Origin of the sequence: Paenibacillus sp. FJAT-26967 (genome assembly GCF_001541095.1) — a bacterium.
Classification (GTDB): domain Bacteria; phylum Bacillota; class Bacilli; order Paenibacillales; family NBRC-103111; genus Paenibacillus_F.
Genome location: NZ_LMXH01000001.1, coordinates 1,772,661 through 1,789,890 on the forward strand (window position 1 = coordinate 1,772,661; position 17,230 = coordinate 1,789,890).

At 50.2% G+C, this 17,230-nt stretch carries 18 protein-coding genes; 16 read left to right on the forward strand and 2 right to left on the reverse strand.

Features of this window, described 5'->3' with window-relative positions:
• The first annotated feature begins 17 nt into the window (after positions 1-17).
• From AR333_RS07915 to AR333_RS07965, 11 genes are all read left to right on the forward strand, one after another.
• Positions 18-1,202: an acetyl-CoA C-acyltransferase gene (locus AR333_RS07915; RefSeq protein ID WP_068774725.1), complete on the forward strand. Its 1,185-nt coding sequence runs from the start codon at positions 18-20 to the stop codon at positions 1,200-1,202.
• A gap of 77 nt (positions 1,203-1,279) precedes the next feature.
• On the forward strand, positions 1,280-3,058 hold the full coding sequence (locus AR333_RS07920; RefSeq protein ID WP_068774726.1) for an acyl-CoA dehydrogenase family protein: 1,779 nt from the start codon (positions 1,280-1,282) through the stop codon (positions 3,056-3,058).
• Positions 3,059-3,090: 32 nt separating this feature from the next.
• Entirely contained in the window at positions 3,091-4,896 is a 1,806-nt protein-coding gene (locus AR333_RS07925) for a long-chain fatty acid--CoA ligase (RefSeq protein ID WP_084783531.1), read from the forward strand.
• A gap of 122 nt (positions 4,897-5,018) precedes the next feature.
• Positions 5,019-5,432: a PaaI family thioesterase gene (locus AR333_RS07930; protein ID WP_068774727.1), complete on the forward strand. Its 414-nt coding sequence runs from the start codon at positions 5,019-5,021 to the stop codon at positions 5,430-5,432.
• 179 nt (positions 5,433-5,611) lie between these two features.
• Positions 5,612-6,160, forward strand: a complete 549-nt coding sequence (locus AR333_RS07935) for a chromate transporter (RefSeq protein WP_084783532.1) — start codon at positions 5,612-5,614, stop codon at positions 6,158-6,160.
• Between the two features lie 98 nt (positions 6,161-6,258).
• A complete protein-coding gene (gene ytxJ / locus AR333_RS07940) occupies positions 6,259-6,600 on the forward strand; it encodes a bacillithiol system redox-active protein YtxJ (RefSeq protein WP_068774728.1) in 342 nt (113 codons plus the stop codon).
• A 262-nt stretch (positions 6,601-6,862) separates the two neighbouring features.
• Positions 6,863-7,864, forward strand: coding sequence for a DMT family transporter (locus AR333_RS07945; protein WP_068774729.1), 1,002 nt, complete (start codon positions 6,863-6,865; stop codon positions 7,862-7,864).
• 279 nt (positions 7,865-8,143) lie between these two features.
• Positions 8,144-8,872 carry an amino acid ABC transporter ATP-binding protein gene (locus AR333_RS07950; protein WP_068774730.1) on the forward strand — a complete coding sequence of 243 codons (729 nt, stop codon included), beginning with the start codon at positions 8,144-8,146 and terminating at the stop codon, positions 8,870-8,872.
• A gap of 46 nt (positions 8,873-8,918) precedes the next feature.
• On the forward strand, positions 8,919-9,767 hold the full coding sequence (locus tag AR333_RS07955) for an ABC transporter substrate-binding protein (protein WP_068774731.1): 849 nt from the start codon (positions 8,919-8,921) through the stop codon (positions 9,765-9,767).
• An 85-nt stretch (positions 9,768-9,852) separates the two neighbouring features.
• Positions 9,853-10,500, forward strand: a complete 648-nt coding sequence (locus AR333_RS07960; RefSeq protein WP_253735740.1) for an amino acid ABC transporter permease — start codon at positions 9,853-9,855, stop codon at positions 10,498-10,500.
• Between the two features lie 58 nt (positions 10,501-10,558).
• The gene (locus AR333_RS07965) at positions 10,559-11,212 is read left to right on the forward strand and encodes an amino acid ABC transporter permease (RefSeq protein ID WP_068774733.1); all 654 of its coding nucleotides are present in this window, start codon (positions 10,559-10,561) and stop codon (positions 11,210-11,212) included.
• 127 nt (positions 11,213-11,339) lie between these two features.
• Here the strand turns inward: AR333_RS07965 and AR333_RS07970 are convergent, their stop codons facing one another.
• Positions 11,340-12,515: a M20 family metallopeptidase gene (locus tag AR333_RS07970; protein ID WP_068774734.1), complete on the reverse strand. Its 1,176-nt coding sequence runs from the start codon at positions 12,513-12,515 to the stop codon at positions 11,340-11,342.
• A 200-nt stretch (positions 12,516-12,715) separates the two neighbouring features.
• On the opposite strand from AR333_RS07970, the gene AR333_RS07975 reads away from it, so the two are divergent.
• Together AR333_RS07975 and AR333_RS07980 are read left to right on the forward strand one after the other, a co-directional pair.
• Positions 12,716-13,021, forward strand: coding sequence for a hypothetical protein (locus AR333_RS07975; protein ID WP_068774735.1), 306 nt, complete (start codon positions 12,716-12,718; stop codon positions 13,019-13,021).
• Between the two features lie 75 nt (positions 13,022-13,096).
• Positions 13,097-13,750 (forward strand): GDSL-type esterase/lipase family protein, encoded by a 654-nt coding sequence (locus tag AR333_RS07980; RefSeq protein ID WP_068774736.1) that lies wholly within the window; start codon positions 13,097-13,099, stop codon positions 13,748-13,750.
• Between the two features lie 46 nt (positions 13,751-13,796).
• Here AR333_RS07980 and AR333_RS07985 read toward each other — a convergent pair whose 3' ends face one another.
• Positions 13,797-14,432 (reverse strand): hemolysin III family protein, encoded by a 636-nt coding sequence (locus AR333_RS07985; protein ID WP_068774737.1) that lies wholly within the window; start codon positions 14,430-14,432, stop codon positions 13,797-13,799.
• A 386-nt stretch (positions 14,433-14,818) separates the two neighbouring features.
• On the opposite strand from AR333_RS07985, the gene AR333_RS07990 reads away from it, so the two are divergent.
• From AR333_RS07990 to AR333_RS08000, 3 genes are all read left to right on the forward strand, one after another.
• Positions 14,819-15,625, forward strand: a complete 807-nt coding sequence (locus AR333_RS07990; protein ID WP_068774738.1) for a transporter substrate-binding domain-containing protein — start codon at positions 14,819-14,821, stop codon at positions 15,623-15,625.
• 146 nt (positions 15,626-15,771) lie between these two features.
• Positions 15,772-16,461, forward strand: coding sequence for an amino acid ABC transporter permease (locus AR333_RS07995; protein WP_068774739.1), 690 nt, complete (start codon positions 15,772-15,774; stop codon positions 16,459-16,461).
• Entirely contained in the window at positions 16,454-17,176 is a 723-nt protein-coding gene (locus AR333_RS08000) for an amino acid ABC transporter ATP-binding protein (RefSeq protein WP_068774740.1), read from the forward strand. The genes AR333_RS07995 and AR333_RS08000 overlap by 8 nt, the downstream gene beginning before the upstream one ends.
• Positions 17,177-17,230: the final 54 nt, after the last annotated feature.

The window sequence follows — 17,230 nt, forward strand, 5'->3', positions numbered from 1 at the left end:
AGCGAGGGGAGAACACAATGAAAGAAGCAGTCATTGTATCGATAGTGCGCACGCCGGCAGGTAAAGCGAGGAAAGGCAGTCTGGCACAGACGAGGGCGGAAGATCTCGGACGCATTGTCCTCGAAGAAGCGGTGCGCCGGGCACCGGGGCTCCTCAAAGAAGATGTGGAAGATATTATTATCGGGTGCGCCATGCCGGAGGGCGAACAGGGACTGAACTTTGCCCGGACGATGGCGCTGTATGCCGGATTTCCCCATACAGTCCCTGCCGTTACGGTCAACCGGTTCTGCTCCTCCGGCCTTCAGGCCATTGCTTATGCCGCAGACCGGATCATGCTGGGGCATGCGGAAGTCATCATCGCCGGCGGAGTAGAAAGCATGAGCCATGTGCCCATGACCGGCTTCAAACTGTCGCCTCACCCCAAACTGGCGACTGAGATGCCCGAAGTCTATATGGGCATGGGCCATACGGCCGAGAATGTCGCCCGGCAGTTCGGCATCACCCGCGAAGATCAGGATCGCTTCGCCGCCGGGAGCCACCGCAAAGCGGCGGCTGCTATTGCTGCCGGGAAGTTCAAGGAAGAAATCGTGCCTGTCGCTACCCGCCTCGTGGGGGTAGATGCCGGCAGCACGCGCTGGGAGAAGCCGGTCGTGCTGGATACGGACGAAGGCGTCCGCCCGGACACGACCCTTGAAGTGCTCGGCAAGCTGCGTCCCGCCTTCACGCAGGGCGGCAGCGTCACGGCGGGCAATGCTTCGCAGGTGAGCGACGGCGCAGCAGCGGCCGTTCTGATGAGCCGCGAACGGGCGGAGGAGCTGGGCCTTAAGCCGCTGGCTGCGCTGCGCTCCTTCGCGCTGGCAGGCGTGGCGCCCGAGATTATGGGCGTGGGGCCGGTCGAAGCGATTCCGAAGGCGCTTAAGCTGGCCGGAATTACGCAGGATCAGGTTGATCTGTATGAGATCAACGAAGCGTTCGCTTCCCAGTGCTTGCATATCATCCGGGAGCTGAACCTCGAAGAAGAGAAGGTGAACGTGAACGGGGGCGCCATTGCGCTGGGACATCCGCTCGGCTGCACGGGGACGAAGCTGACTGCGAGCCTTGTGCATGAACTTAGGCGCAGGGGCGGAGGGCTCGGCGTAGTGTCCATGTGTATTGGCGGCGGTATGGGAGCCGCAGGAGTCTTTGAAGTATTCGGTCCTTAATGCATTCTTCCCGGCGATTTACATGAACTAAAGCAAGCTCCTATCCGCATATGAATCCATTAAAGGAGAGATCAGAGATGCTGGAGACTAAAATTGTAAAAGGCGGAAGCTTTGTCATTGAGGATTTGGATGCAGATGCTCTCGTTACTCCGGAGGATTTTACGGAAGAACAGCGAATGATGATGGAAACTACGAGAGATTTCGTGGAGAGGGAAGTACTTCCCAAGGATGAAGAAATCGAGAAACTGGACTACGGGCTTACCGTGAAATTGATGCGCAGGGCCGGGGAACTCGGCCTGCTTGGGGCAGATGTGCCGGAGGAGTATGGGGGACTCGGTCTGGACAAAATCAGCTCTACCGTCATCAACGAGACTCTGTCCAAAGCCGCCTCCTTCGCGTTATCTATCGGCGCCCATGTGGGAATCGGCACTTTGCCGATTGTGTTCTTCGGGACGCAAGAGCAGAAGAACAAGTATCTGCCTGAACTCGCCACCGGCGAAAAAATCGCGGCCTACTGCCTGACGGAGCCGACCTCGGGATCAGACGCGCTTGGCGCCAAAACGACGGCAAAGCTCTCGGAAGACGGGGAATCGTATATTTTGAACGGCTCTAAGCTTTATATTACGAATGCGGCCTTCGCGGATATCTTTATTGTGTATGCCAAAGTAGACGGCAAAGATTTTACGGCTTTTATCGTGGAGCGGAATATGGAAGGCTTCTCGGTGGGTCCGGAAGAGAAGAAGATGGGAATCAAAGGATCATCGACGTGTCCGCTGTATTTCGAAGATGTACGGGTTCCTGCCGGCAATGTACTGGGGGAAATCGGTCGCGGGCATATTATTGCTTTTAATATTTTGAACATTGGTCGATTCAAGCTCGGAGCCGGCTGTCTGGGCGCTTCCAAAGAAGCGATAGAACTTAGCTCGCAATACGCCAATACGAGGACCCAGTTCGGTCAGCCGATTTCTTCATTCCCATTGATCGGGAAAAAACTGGCTGAAATGAATATCCGCACGTATGTCACCGAAAGCATGGTGTACCGGACAGCCGGCATGATTGACAAGGCGCTGCAGAATCTGGACCATGCCGGCGAAGAAGCGGGGCAGCAGTCAGCCAAGGCGATTGCGGAATACGCGCTTGAGTGTTCCATTAATAAAGTATTCGCTTCAGAGGCACTTGATTTCATCGCGGATGAAGGTGTACAGATTCACGGAGGCTATGGCTTTATTCAAGAATATAAAATCGAACGGATTTATCGCGACTCGCGGATCAACCGTATTTTTGAAGGAACCAACGAAATAAACCGGCTTCTGATTCCGGGCACCTTGCTCAAGAAAGCTATGAAAGGCGAAATCGATTTATTGGGAAGAGCACAAGCTCTGCAATCCGAGCTGATGCAGCTGGTCCCAGGTCAGACGTTTGACGGCGTATTGGAACAAGAAGCTCATCTGGTCGGCATGGCCAAGAAAGTGTTTCTGATGGCGGGCGGATCGGCTGTACAGAAATATGGAATGAACCTGGAAAAACAGCAGGAAGTGCTGAGCAACCTGGCGGATATGATGATTCAGATTTTTGCGATGGAAACGATTCTTCTCCGTACCCGTAAGATCAGGGATAAATCCGGAGAAACGAAAGCGCAGAATGCGATCCAGATGACCGAGGTTTACGTACACGAAGCTTTCTCTGAAATCGAACGTCTTGCCAAAGATACGCTGGCTGCGATGGAGACCGGCGATACGCTGCGGACTCAATTGTCCGTGCTTAAGAAACTGACCCGCAGCATACCGGCAGACGCAGTCGGCCTCAAACGGCAAATTGCCGCTCGTGTCATCGCCTCTGAGAAATACGTCATTTGACGATCCGGCTCCCGGGAAAGGGATGATCTTGTATGGATTCAGCTAAGCCTTGGCTGCATCACTACGACAACGAAGTCGCCTCGACTTACGAATATCCCAAGCACAATCTTGCGCATTTTCTCGTACAGGCGGCCGGGAAATATCCGCAGAAGCCCGCAATCTATTTTATGGGGAAGAAAATGAACTACTCCAAGCTGCTGGATGCCTGTTACCGGTTTGCGAACGGGCTGAAGCAGCTCGGTGTCAAACAGGGGGAGAGGGTGGCGATCATGCTGCCCAACTGCCCCCAGAGCATCATTGCTTATTACGGAGCATTAATGGCGGGAGCCATTGTTGTGCAGACGAACCCGCTGTATATGGAAAGGGAGCTGGAGCATCAACTGGCGGATTCCGGTTCCGTAGTCATGGTTACTCTGGATCTATTGCATCATAAAGTATCTCCGTTAATGGCCAGAACGAACCTGCGCCACATGCTCGTGACTTCCATAAAGGACTATCTGCCTTTTCCGAAAAATATCCTGTACCCGATTAAAGCGAAGCGGGACGGGACGGATTTAAACGTAGCCTGGAGCGATCAAATCCGCTCCTTCCGCACGCATTTATCTTATGCTTCGCCTGAACCCGTGATGGCTGAAGTGGAAGCGGCAGAGGATGTTGCCCTGCTCCAGTATACCGGGGGTACCACCGGGCTATCCAAAGGTGTGATGCTGACACATTATAACCTGGTGGTGAATACCGTACAGGCAGCTAAGTGGTGTTACCGATCCAAGGAAGGCGAAGAAATTTACTTGGCAGCGCTTCCATTTTTTCATGTGTTCGGAATGACTGTGCTCATGAATCAAGCGATCTTGCGCTCAGGGATGCTCGTACTTATCCCGAAGTTTGATATTGAAGAAATTCTCCGGATGATTGCGAAGCTGAAGCCGACGATATTTCCGGGTGCACCCACGATGTATATCGCACTGATCAATCATGCCCGTATCCGGGAATATGATCTTTCTTCTATTAATGTGTGTCTTAGCGGATCTGCTCCTCTCCCGCTTGAGGTTCAAGAGCGTTTTGAAGAACTAACCGGAGGAAGACTTATTGAAGGATACGGACTGACGGAAGCTTCACCTGCCACACATGTCAATCCAATCTGGGGGGACCGTAAAATCGGGACGATCGGGCTCCCTTTTCCAGATACGGAAGCGAAAGTGATTGATCCGGCCACCGGAGAAGAAGTGGCGGCAGGTGAGATCGGAGAACTGATCGTCCGGGGTCCGCAGGTTATGAAAGGGTACTGGAACCGCCCCCACGAGACGGCAGCGGTTCTCCGCGATGGCTGGCTGTATACAGGGGATATGTCACGGATGGACGAAGAGGGTTACTTCTCCATTGTGGACCGGAAGAAGGATATTATTATTGCGGGCGGATTTAATATCTATCCGCGTGAAATCGAGGAAGTGCTGTTCGAACATCCGGCCGTCAAAGAGGCTGTTGCGATTGGTGTTCCGGACCCCTATCGCGGTGAAACGGTGAAAGCCTACATTATTATCCGTGACGGTGAAAGTCTAACGGCCAAAGAAATGGATGTCTGGTGCCGTGAACGCCTTGCAGCCTTTAAAGTTCCCCGGCGTTACGAATTCCGGACTCAGCTGCCTAAGACGATGGTGGGTAAAGTACTCCGGCGCAAACTTCTCGAAGAAGAGATGGAACTGCTCAGCAGGGTCAGGGAGCGCGAGAAGCTCGAGAAGCACGAGGTTCCCGGGGGGACGGATAGAGAGCAGGTTCAGGGAAGCCGGAATCCGAATCCGTCCATGTTAGACGAAGAAGAAGATGAAAAGGAAAAGGCATAAGGAAGCGGAACGCGGGCGGATTCCGCTCTGCTGCCTATCCACTAACGAAAAGTCCCTGACCGGGACTTTTTCTTTCCAGTATGTCCCGTTATAATGACGCTATAGAGAAGGGAGGGAGACCGGTGGAACAAGAAAGCTTGCTGCACCCCCGTTATCAAGAGATGATCGATCAGGCAAAAGACACATTCTGGGACTATTTGGGCTGCGAACTGGTGGAAGCCAGTACGGAGAAAGTCGTCATTCGTCTGGACGCACAGCAGCACCATTTGAATCTCATCGGTATTGTCCACGGAGGCGTTACCTCGTCTCTGCTCGATAATGCGATGGGTATCGTGCTCATGCTGGCGAGACCGGACGAGAAGATTGTCACAACTAATTTGAATGTGCAATTCGTTGCGCCTATGCAGCCGGGTGAGCTGATTGTGACGGCTGAGCTCGTGCATCAGACGCGTAAGATGCTGACGGCCAGCGGCCGGGTGACCGATGGACAGGGGCGTCTGGGGACGCTGGGTACCGGTACATTCCGGGTCATTTAATGAATGGAAGCTAGCAAGGATGCTATGCAGCGTCTTTTCCGGCGGAAGACCTGGCCGATGGTTGTCAGGTCTTTTTGTGCGGTACCCGCGTGTCCGTAAGAAACTTTTTCCCGGGTGTGGATGATTTTGGGGTATACTAGGAATAAATTTCGAAAGCATAGCAAGGACAGGAGTTGCAGATGACAGTGATGAAGCTGTGGGAATTGTTTGTTGCCTTTGGCCGTTCTACCATGCTTGGCTACGGTGGCGGCCCCTCCATCATTCCGCTTTATGAGAACGAAGTGGTAAGCCGTTTCGGCTGGATGAACAAAGAAGAGTTCGGACAAGCGCTTGCCTTCGGCAATGCTCTTCCCGGACCCATTGCGACTAAGCTGGCGGCCTATATCGGGTTCAAAGTCGGAGGCTGGATGGGAGCCGCAGTCGCCATAGGGGCCGTGGTGTTGCCAACGGCTATTCTTATGGTGGCCTTGGTCGGTGTAATGAGCAAACTGAACGGGAACCCGGTGATCCGGGGAATGATCAAAGGCGTACAGCCGATTATTTTTGTCATGCTGGCCATGCTGGCGTATGACTTCGCGAAGTTCGGCTTCGGTACGACAGAAGGTCCGGTGAAATTTCTTCCATTTCTCTTGGCAGCCGGGTATTTTATAATGGTACAGTATTTAAACATAAATCCGGTATGGGGAATTATCGGTGCGCTAATTATCGGCGCTTTGTTTATCCGGTAAGTTCCCGCATAAGATGAACGCTGCATTTGTACATAAGGATTGATTTCTTTATAATGACAAGTATCCCGATAATAGAACTAGGAAGGAAGCGGTGCTAAGTGGCTAACTGGACTGAAATTACGACCGTAGAAGAATGGAACGATATTCTGGAGAATTCCACAGACAAACCTCTCGTCATCCTGAAGCATAGTACGACTTGCCCGGTAAGCGCGAGTGCGCTGGAAGAATACGATGATTATCTGGGCAAACAGCCCAATCAAGAAGTTGGTTATTATCTCGTTAAAGTGATTGAGTCCCGCCCTGTGTCGAACAAAATTGCCGAAGACATCGGTGTGAAACACGCTTCTCCGCAAATTTTGTATGTCAAGAACAAAGAATCCTATTGGAACACTTCTCATTGGTCGGTGACGGCTAAACACATTGCGGCGGTTTTAGATTAATAACTGGGACTGCAATACCAATATATACATCTAGTATAGATAAAATCATATACGCTATACTATTGCTACGGATGATTATCGTGGAAAGTAGTCATCCGTCGGATCTTTTTTTCATAACCTTTACTCCTTTGCGGGTAAAGGTTATTTTTTGCGCGCGGATACAAGAAAATAATGGAAGGCAAATGCCGTACACAGAGGGGATTAAATCAGGTATACTTGTTCGGGATTCATAAAATTGACCATTGGAAGAGGACTACTGAACATGACTGCACATTCGACTGACAAACCGCTTTTTCCTGTATGGATTGCTTTTGTTGTAGGGATCATAGGAATTTCTTTCTCCGCTATTTTCGTCCGCTGGAGTTCCGCTCCGGTAGCTGTAACCGCTATGTATCGTTTGCTTCTGACTACTCTAATCATGCTCCCGTTTTTGTTCCGGTACATAAAGGAAATTAGGGGCATTCGCTGGAAATCCCTTGCCTGGTTAATCAGCTCCGGTTTTTTCCTGGGGCTTCATTTTTTGCTGTGGATGGCTTCTCTATCCTATACAACGGTCGCTTCATCTACTGCTCTGCTGACACTGGAGCCTATTTTTGTTATGGGCGGCGCCTATCTGATTTTCCGGCAAAAAAGCAGCTGGGGGACGATAGCCGGCATTCTGATCGCGATGATCGGAGCCGCTATGATTGGCTGGGGCGACTTCCGCTTCTCCGGCGAAGCACTGCGCGGGGACATCCTGTCCGTTGTGAGTGCCGCAGCGGTAGCCGTGCATATGCTGATCGGAAAATCGATGAGACAGTCGATGTCTGCGTTTGTCTACAGTTTCTTTGTTTTTCTAGCCGCGGGCGTTGTGCTCGGCCTTTACAATATCGTGCAGGGAACTCCTCTGACGGGCTACAGCCAGACAGACTGGACCATGTTCCTGCTGCTTGCGATCGTACCGACTCTGTTCGGTCATTATTTGTTTAACTGGCTGCTTAAATATATGAAGGCGGCAACGGTGTCGATGAGTGTGCTCGGGGAACCTCTCGGCTCTACGATCTTGGCCTATTACCTGCTCAGTGAAGCGATTACGGGCATCCAGGTCGGCGCAGGTTTCCTGCTGCTGTTCGGCATATGGCTGTTTATCCGCAGTCAGGGCAGAGAAATCGGACAGGATGAGCTGCTTGCGACTCCAGCGGTACCTGCGCCTCTTCCCGAGAAGCCGCTCACTTCCGGTGATGCGGCTGCATCAACCGCTAATCAACCGTCATCGTTCAGATGAGAGAAACCACACAACCGTAAACAGAAGTCCGGACTCCAATGTCCGGCCTTTTTTATTTATGAACATATGTTACAGATCAGCCGCTCAAGATTTACCATTTTAAAAAAGAGAAGATATATGTTAAATTATATAAAGAAAACGATTACATTGGTTAAATAGACGATGGTGTTTCAGGTCTACAAGAACTGTGTAATTATTTAGCAAACTAACCATATACATAAAGCGGTCAGACGGTTCTTTACTGAGTCAATCCGCATTGTTGCCAAAGAGGGGGATGCCATGATTAATTTTCGGGAAGTTAACAAGTACTATGGCTCTTTTCACGTACTCCAGAATATCAATCTCGAAGTTAAGCAGGGCGAGGTAGTGGTCGTAATCGGGCCTTCCGGATCGGGCAAAAGCACGATGCTGCGCTGTATTAACCGCCTGGAAACGATTCAAAGCGGCGAGCTGACGGTTGAAGGTCTAGCTGTGAATGACAAGAAAACCGATATCAATAAGCTGCGCCGTGAGATTGGAATGGTGTTCCAGCACTTTAATCTGTATCCTCACAAAAAAGTAATCGACAACATTACCCTGGCTCCTATCAAAGTTCTCGGGTTGTCTAAGAAAGAAGCGGAAGAACGTGCCATGTTCTTTCTGGAGAAGGTAGGAATTCCGGACAAAGCCCAAACCTATCCTTCTAATTTGTCCGGAGGCCAGCAGCAGCGTGTGGCTATAGCCAGAGGACTTGCGATGAAGCCCAAGATCATGCTGTTCGACGAGCCTACCTCAGCCTTGGATCCCGAAATGATCGGCGAAGTTCTGGACGTCATGAAAGCCCTTGCACGCGAGGGGATGACCATGGTCGTCGTCACGCATGAGATGGGGTTTGCCAGAGAAGTCGCAGACCGGGTCATCTTTATGGATCAAGGACAAATTGTGGAAGAAGCACTGCCTGAACAATTTTTCGCGAATCCGAGGGAAGAGAGAGCAAAATTGTTCTTGAGCCGCCTGTTTGCGCATTAATTGGGTAGAGGGCGATTATAAATAGGAGATTGAAAGGGGTCTTGATATGAAAAATCGGAAATTTTTTAAACTGGGGTTAATCATGCTGTCTCTTATGCTGGTTCTGGCTGCATGCGGCAAAGCAAAGGAGCCGGAAGGCGGCGGGAATGCATCGGATGCACCTGGCGGAGAAGCCAAGACCCTGGAGGCTATCAAGAAGCGCGATAAACTGGTGGTCGGTGTCAAATACGATACGAACTTATTCGGCCTGAAAGACCCGGGTACCGGTCAGGTTAATGGGTTCGATATCGATATCGCCAAAGCGATTGCCAAAAAACTGCTTGGCGACGAAAACAAAATCGAGCTGAAAGAAGTGACTTCCAAGACTCGTATTCCGATGCTGAATAAGGGGGATATCGATGCGATTATCGCGACGATGACCATCTCCGAAGAGCGCAAGAAGGAAGTGGATTTCACGGATGTTTACTTCAAGGCAGGCCAGTCGCTGCTCGTGAAGAAAGGAAGCCCGATCAAATCGATCGACGACGTGAAGGGCAAGAAGGGAATTAAAGTATTAGCGGTTAAAGGCTCCACTTCTGCGAAGAACATCCGCGAGAAAGCGCCCGATGCGCAAGTCCTTGAATTCGAGAACTACCAGGAAGCCTTCACCGCACTCAAGTCCGGTAAGGGTGAAGCTTTGACGACGGATAACGCAATCTTGTTCGGAATGATGAAGCAGGACGCTAATTATGAAGTCGTTGGAGGCACGTTCACCGATGAGCCTTATGGCATCGCGATTCGCAAAGGCGACGCGGAATTCGTTAAAGCCGTCAACGATACGCTGAAAGAAATGAAGGACAGCGGCGAGTACGCTAAAATACACGAAAAGTGGATCGGCGAGAAACCAGCGCAGTAATCAAGGCGGGATAAGCGGTCATCCGCTTGTCCCGTTTTATTCCCTTAACGAGGTAACATAGACGGATAGAATTGAGGTGCTGCCGGTGGACTTGAGCGTAATCGTTGAACATTGGGACAGATACATAGAAGGATTCGGCAATACCGTTTTGGTCAGCTTACTATCACTCGTACTCAGTTTTCTGCTCGGGGCGCTGATTGCCGTTCTCCGCATTTCGCCTATTAAGATTTTGCGGATTGTAAGTGCGGCTTATGTGGAATTCGTCAAGAACATTCCGCTTCTGTTGATCATCTTTTTCTTTTACTACGGTTCATCCGAATTGGGGTTGTCGCTGGATGGGTTCACAGCAGGTACGATCGGATTGACCATTTATACCTCGGCCTTTATCGCCGAAGCGATCCGTGCCGGTATCCTTGCCGTGCCTAAGGGCCAGACAGAAGCCGCGCGTTCATCAGGCCTTACCTATGGGCAGACAATGATCCATATCGTATTGCCGCAGGCGATCAAGATTGTTGTTCCCCCGCTCGGCAACCAGTTTCTGAATCTCATTAAGAATTCTTCCATTCTTGGTGTAATTGCGGGTATGGATCTGATGTATTTCGGCGATCTGATTAACTCCGATACACTGGATACCGTCAACGTATATATCGGGGTAGCGCTATTCTACCTGGTGCTTACCGTGCCGCTCAGTTTTGGTGTGAGGTATCTGGAGAAACGGATGGCGCGTACTTAAATGAAGTGGACCAATGAACAGGAACACGATTCGGTGAATGTAAAAGTGGGGTGTCGGAATGGACTTTGCTGGAGCTTATACAAGCGACCATCTTATTTATTTGCTTAAAGGTTTTCTGGTTACACTTGAAATGGCGGCCATTGCTATTGTCCTCAGTTTTGTGATCGGCAGCTTGATCGGCGTGATCCGATATTCCAAAATCCCGGTGCTGAGTCAGCTTATGGGTGTGTGGGTAGAGTTAATCCGCAATTTGCCGCTGCTGTTAATCATTTTCTTCGTCTATTTCGCGGTTCCCGAGATCACGGGCTGGAACATGAGCATCCTCACCTCCGCTATTATCTCACTGACGATTTTCGAGTCAGCTATGATTGCGGAAATAATACGAGGCGGCCTGAATTCGATCGATAAAGGTCAAATTGAGGCTTCGCGTTCTTCGGGCTTGTCCTACGTGCAAACCTTGTGGCATATCGTCTTCCCTCAAGCCCTTCGGCGTATGGTTCCCCCGATGGTCAGCCAGTTTATTTCCCTGCTCAAAGATACATCGCTCACGGTTATTATCGCTGCGCCGGAGCTGGTGCATAACGCGCAGATCATTAACGGAGCTTCTCAGCAATATGTCATCCCTATATTCTTGCTTGTCGCGCTTATGTACTTCACGGTGAACTACTGCATCGCTTTATTCGCGCAGCGGTTTGAGCTTAAGCGTACCTGAGTTAAATAATAGGGATGAACCAGGAACGGAATAGGCAGACCGCGGCAGCATATCACTCGCGGCGCTCGCAAAATACCGCTTCAAACGGAGGATGAAACTTCGTTTGAAGCGGTTTTTAGTATATAGGCTATTCCGCTTTCATGCGGGAACGCTGAAATTCCGCTTTGATCTCCGTGAGAAGCTCAGGATGCGTCATGACATCATAAGCGGTAACGGCCAGCATCTTGGCCGTGAAGATCATCGCATCCAGAGCCTGCCGCCGCATAGCCCCGTCCCGGAACTCAGGCGTATGAAGCAGATGCCGCTCATCAATCACCTTCATATAAGGGTGGATGGTGGGACAATGCAGGGATACGTTGCCCAGATCCAGTGAACCGTGGTCCTTGCCGGACTGGATCTGATCTTCGGTGATTCCGAAAGCCTCCAAATTGCGGTTGAAGACGGCAGACAAAGTTTCATTCGTGTTCAGTTCATCGTAGGAATACTCATAGTTAGACGTTTGCAGCGTACAGCCCGTCTGCAGCGCAGCTCCTTCGGCGCACTTGAGCACCTTGGCGACGACTTCATCCGTATACGCACGCGTCGAGGAGCGCACATAGAATTGTGCAACGGCATAGTCGGGAATGATATTCGCGGCCTTGCCTCCCTCGGTGATCACACCATGAATGCGCACATCGCTGCGGAGCTGCTGTCTAAGCGCATTCATGGAGTTGAACAGCAGGAGCACAGCATCCAGCGCGTTCACGCCCTCATAGGGAGAAGCGGCGGCGTGCGCGGCTTTGCCGAAGTATTCGAATTGTATCGCATCCAGCGCCAGCGATTCGCCTGAACGCTCATACGTGTAATACGGATGAGCCATTAGAGCAAAGTCCACGTCGTCGAACAATCCCGCCTTGGACATCGGAACTTTGGCTCCTTTGGTCTCCTCGGCAGGCGTCCCGTACACGCGGATAACGCCTCCAATCTCATCGAGAACCGATTTGAGGCCGACTGCAGCGCCGATACTCATCATGCAGATGAGATGATGGCCGCAGGCATGGCCAAGCTCCGGCAGGGCGTCATACTCAGCCAGAAAGGCCACAGTAGGGCCGGGCTTGCCCGAGTCGTACACGGCGATAAAGCTCGTCGGAATATCGAGAACGCCCCGTTCGACTTGAAAGCCGTGACTTTCCAGTTCCTTGGTCAGCCGGTCCGCTGCCAAATATTCTTCATGGCCAAGCTCAGGGTTCTGGCCGATATAGGTTGAAATGGACTGGAAGTCGGAAGCGTGTCCATCAATTGTTGTATAAATGAGTTCTTTCATAGTGCAGCTCCTCCGGATTTATGCGATAAAGTCTGTTCAGGACCAGCATGGGATATGTAACGCATCACGTTTATTGTAATACAAACGGGCTCCAGCTACCACTAAAGCAGCCTTTCGGTTACAATAAACCGGCAGGGCGGTTTTTATACACGCCTCTTCAAGATTCCATTCATATAAGGACACATATAGGGGGAACGAATATGAACAAATATGGCGCGGAACATTTGCAGGACCACCGTTTTACACTGGAATGCGGGGAAATAGAGCGCAGAGGGCCTTGGATCGACGTGCGCCTTAACCTGTTGACGGAGCCGGGGCAGATGCTGCCGGAGGATCTGAGCGATCCCAGCGTGTATGTTATTTGCAATCTGGAAGGAACGATCGTTCAATATATCCTTCTCGATGAAGGCTGCGATAGTGAATTTATGTTTACCCCCGCGGAAAAAGAGCAGATTGCCGCCTTTATTCGGCAACACTGCAGTGCCTCTATTAAATCTTTAAGCTGAGCATAAAAGCAGAGACCTTTCGGAGCGGGATTTAATATACTGGAGTATACAATGTCAAGACAGGGGGGAATTCCTATGAGCGAAGCGATTCGTTACTGCGCTTTCGGAGATTCGCTTACGGTAGGCACAGGTGATAATACGGGCCGGGGCTTTGCCGGACGCTATCGTGATTATGCCCAAGAGGTGCTGAAACGCCCCGTTACTCTGCGCAACGCCGGTACCAAGGGAGCCACTTCCGGCGAACTGCTCCAGTTCCTCCGCAACGAAGGTGAACTTAGACGCGGGCTGGGTAGCGCCGGCATCGTCACTCTTACCGCGGGCGGTAATGATCTCATCCGGGCGGCTCAGCCATACATCGCGGGCCGCGATACAGCCGTTCTCAAGAACAGCCTGCGCGCGTATGGTTCTAATCTCAGGCAGATGGTCCGCTGGATTCAGCATTCGACCCCTGCGGGATCGGCAGGCCCCCTAATCATTCTGATTGGGCTGTACAACCCGATTCCGATGCTGCCGGAGGCCGAATTCTGGATTAAGCGCTTCAATACCGCGACAGCCAAGATGCAATCGGACTCAGTAAGATACGTCGGTATATATGACGCTTTTAAAGGGTCGGAAAGCCGGCTCGTTTCATCCGACTTGTTTCACCCCAATACAGAGGGGTATAAGGTCATTGGCGCACAGATCGCCCGGACGGTAAAGCTTACCTCCTACTCGAATAAGTGGAATTAAAAAACAGTGAAGCATGATCGCCTCACTGTTTTTGTTTTGGATTTTTTTAATGGGGGACAGGCAGCACTTGAAGTACGGCAAAGAAATGACAGACACTGCCTCCGATAACAAAGGAATGCCAGATAGCATGGTGGTATGGTATACGTCTCCACAGATAGAAGACCGTCCCGATCGTGTACACGACGCCGCCTGCAACGAGCCACGCAACTCCTCCTATAGAAAGGTTCTCCGCCAGAGGCTTGATGGCCAGTACAATAATCCAGCCCATCCCTATGTAGCAAATCGTAGACAGTACGATAAATTTTTTGACGAAGAAGATCTTCAGGATGATACCCAGGATGGCAAGCCCCCACACAATTCCGAATATCGTCCATCCGAGCGCTCCCCGGAGAGTGACCAGCATAAACGGGGTGTATGATCCCGCTATTAACAAATAAATCGCCGAGTGATCCATGATTTCAAAAATATCCTTCAAGCGGCCTCCCGGCGCACTATGTACAAGAGTCGAACAGAGATAGAGAACGATCAGGGAAATACCGAAAATACTGAAGCTGACGACGTGCCAGGCGTCTCCATATCTCGTTGATTGAATGAGCAAGAGTACAAAAGCGGCTATGCTGAGCAGGGTGCCGATTCCATGTGAGACTGCGTTTGCGACTTCCTCGCGCGGTGAATATTCCATTCTAATCCTCCTTGCCTATTGAGGGGTCCATGACCCGTACAGGTTCTTTGTTTACAAAGTTTGTTATGAGTTGATATAGTCTTAGACGCTGCTTAGAACCGATACCCTTCAAATAAATAATCTCCCCTATGATTTACCCCGTTTGCAGGAATTAAATTCGGGAACGTTATCTATAAACGAAAAATGTTATCTATAAAACAAAAGAGGAGGAAACCGGCGAATACAAATCCTGTATATTTATGCATCAAAAGCGTGAAATCATTACCATACAGAGCATGAACGCAAATATCCTTGCATAAAATGTGAGTATTCGATATACTAATTCATGTTCTTTACATTATTGACCCTACGTTAATTAAAAAACGATCATAAAAGGAGCTTTTATCATGAAAAAATGGGGACTAACACTCGTCGCAATTGTACTTTCCCTGAGCCTCATTGCTGCTTGCGGGCAAAAGCCTGAAGCACAGCCTGGAGAAAGCGGCGCCGACGCTCAGAAGAAAACAATCACACTCGGAACGAGCGCAGATTATCCGCCATACGAATTTCATAAATCCGTTGACGGCAAGGATCAGATTATCGGTTTCGACATTATGATTGCGCAAGAAATCGCGAAAGACATGGGAGCGGAGCTGGTTGTCCGCGATATGAAATTCGACGGTCTTCTTCCGGCCCTTCAAACGGGTAATGTAGATATGATTCTCTCGGGTATGACACCGACTGAGGAACGTAAAAAGAGTGTGGATTTCTCCAAAACCTACTATACTGCAAAGCAGATGATCGTAGTTCGTGCGGAAGATAAAGAGCAGTACAAGACCATGGAAAGTTTGACCGGCAAAAGAATTGTCGTTCAGAAAGCTTCTATTCAAGAAACAGTAGCTAAAGAACAGATTAAAGATGCCAAGATCAAAACGTTAAGTAAAATTACGGATATCGTGCTGGAGCTGAAAAATAAAAATGCCGACGCGGCTATTATTGAACTTCCGGTAGCTACTTCTCATGTGAACAAAGACAAGACGATCGTTATCGCTGAAGCCACTCCTTCTGTAGAAGAAGCAGGTTCTGCGGTTGCTTTTAAGAAAGGCAGCCAGGAAATGGTCGACCAGGCCAATAAAACGATCGACCGCCTCATTGCCGAGAAGAAAATCGAACAATTCGTAACGGAAGCATCAAATCAGGTCGAAGCCGAATAACACGGTATGAAATGCAGGATCTTGCATGTAGATCGGGATAGCGGAGAAACCTCCGCTATTTTCTTTTTTCAAGGGATGGTCACGCGGGTACTAGGAAGGTATAATAATCGTTGTCCATCCGCATTTAAAGGAGGAACAGGCAGCCCATGAATTTTGAATTTTTAGGTGAATATTGGCATTATTTTGTGGATGGCACGAAGGTGACTCTTCTGCTTTCAATTTTTACAGTCGTCCTGGGAGCTATTTTCGGTACATTATTAAGCTTAATGAGACTCTCCGGTCTCACTCCTGTCCGGTTGCTGGCAACCGCATATATTGAGTTCTTCCGCGGAACTCCAATCATTATTCAAGTATTCCTAGTTTACTATTCTTTGCCGCAATTAATAGAAGGATTCCGGTTTCCCCCTTTTCCATTCTTGGAGCAATACGGCGGGGAATTCACGGCAGCGGTCATTACACTGGCCCTGAACAGTACGGCTTATGTGGCCGAGATTATGCGCGCGGGTATCCAGTCTGTTGACAAAGGCCAGATGGAGGCGGCACGCTCCCTCGGCATGAAGCCTTGGATGTCACTGCGCCTCATTATTATCCCTCAGGCGTTCCGTACCGTTCTCCCCGCACTCGGGAATGAACTGATTGTGATCATCAAAGAGACATCTATCGTATCGGTTATCGGTCTGGGTGAGCTTATGTTCAACGCGGATACCGTTAAAGGAAGTCTAAGCAAACCGTTTGAACCTCTTATTATCGCCGCTCTAATTTATCTGGTTATCACCTTTACCCTGTCCAAGCTGGTTGGCAGACTTGAGAGGAGGCTGAAGAGATCCCATGCTTAACATCAAGAATCTACACAAACACTTCGGCAAACTGAATGTATTGAACGGTATTGACATGGAGGTTGACAAAGGTGAGGTGGTCGTAGTTATCGGGCCATCCGGTTCTGGCAAGAGTACGTTTCTCCGCTGCTTGAACCTGCTGGAAGTGCCGACCGACGGGGAGATTATGTTCGAAGGCATTTCGATCACGGATAAGAAAACCGACATCAATGGCGTACGCCAGAAAATGGGCATGGTGTTCCAGCAGTTTAATCTGTTCCCGCACCTGTCTGTGCAGGACAATATTACACTGGCGCCGCGCAAACTCAAAAATTATTCTGTCCAGCAGGCAAATGAAACCGCGGCCGATCTCTTGCGTAAAGTAGGTTTGTCCGAGAAGGCCAAATCGTATCCGGATCAGCTGTCCGGCGGACAGAAGCAACGGATCGCCATAGCGCGTGCTCTGGCGATGTCTCCGGACGTGATGCTGTTTGACGAACCGACATCCGCACTCGATCCCGAAATGGTCGGGGAAGTGCTGGATGTCATGAAGAAACTTGCCAAGGACGGAATGACTATGGTTGTGGTTACGCATGAGATGGGTTTTGCCCGAGAGGTAGGTGACCGTGTTGTCTTTATGGATGGCGGGGTCATCGTTGAACAAGGCCCTCCGGCTGAAGTCTTTACGAATCCTAAGCATGAACGCACCAAGGAGTTCTTAGGTAAGGTTTTGTAGTGTACATTTGCACGTGAGCGCAAGAATTTGTTGCAAAGAGACCAGGAGGTTGTC

Bases quoted from the DNA above. Each gene is read 5' to 3' on its own strand.
- AR333_RS07955 (WP_068774731.1), top strand. From the start codon at position 8,919: ATGAAAAATCGGAAATTTTTTAAACTGGGGTTAATCATGCTGTCTCTT.
- AR333_RS07990 (WP_068774738.1), top strand. From the start codon at position 14,819: ATGAAAAAATGGGGACTAACACTCGTCGCAATTGTACTTTCCCTGAGC.
- AR333_RS07945 (WP_068774729.1), top strand. From the start codon at position 6,863: ATGACTGCACATTCGACTGACAAACCGCTTTTTCCTGTATGGATTGCT.
- AR333_RS07950 (WP_068774730.1), top strand. From the start codon at position 8,144: ATGATTAATTTTCGGGAAGTTAACAAGTACTATGGCTCTTTTCACGTA.
- AR333_RS07975 (WP_068774735.1), top strand. From the start codon at position 12,716: ATGAACAAATATGGCGCGGAACATTTGCAGGACCACCGTTTTACACTG.
- AR333_RS07925 (WP_084783531.1), top strand. From the start codon at position 3,091: ATGGATTCAGCTAAGCCTTGGCTGCATCACTACGACAACGAAGTCGCC.
- AR333_RS07935 (WP_084783532.1), top strand. From the start codon at position 5,612: ATGACAGTGATGAAGCTGTGGGAATTGTTTGTTGCCTTTGGCCGTTCT.
- AR333_RS07995 (WP_068774739.1), top strand. From the start codon at position 15,772: ATGAATTTTGAATTTTTAGGTGAATATTGGCATTATTTTGTGGATGGC.
- AR333_RS07980 (WP_068774736.1), top strand. From the start codon at position 13,097: ATGAGCGAAGCGATTCGTTACTGCGCTTTCGGAGATTCGCTTACGGTA.
- AR333_RS07915 (WP_068774725.1), top strand. From the start codon at position 18: ATGAAAGAAGCAGTCATTGTATCGATAGTGCGCACGCCGGCAGGTAAA.
- AR333_RS07970 (WP_068774734.1), bottom strand. From the start codon at position 12,515: ATGAAAGAACTCATTTATACAACAATTGATGGACACGCTTCCGACTTC.
- AR333_RS08000 (WP_068774740.1), top strand. From the start codon at position 16,454: ATGCTTAACATCAAGAATCTACACAAACACTTCGGCAAACTGAATGTA.
- AR333_RS07965 (WP_068774733.1), top strand. From the start codon at position 10,559: ATGGACTTTGCTGGAGCTTATACAAGCGACCATCTTATTTATTTGCTT.
- AR333_RS07920 (WP_068774726.1), top strand. From the start codon at position 1,280: ATGCTGGAGACTAAAATTGTAAAAGGCGGAAGCTTTGTCATTGAGGAT.
- AR333_RS07985 (WP_068774737.1), bottom strand. From the start codon at position 14,432: ATGGAATATTCACCGCGCGAGGAAGTCGCAAACGCAGTCTCACATGGA.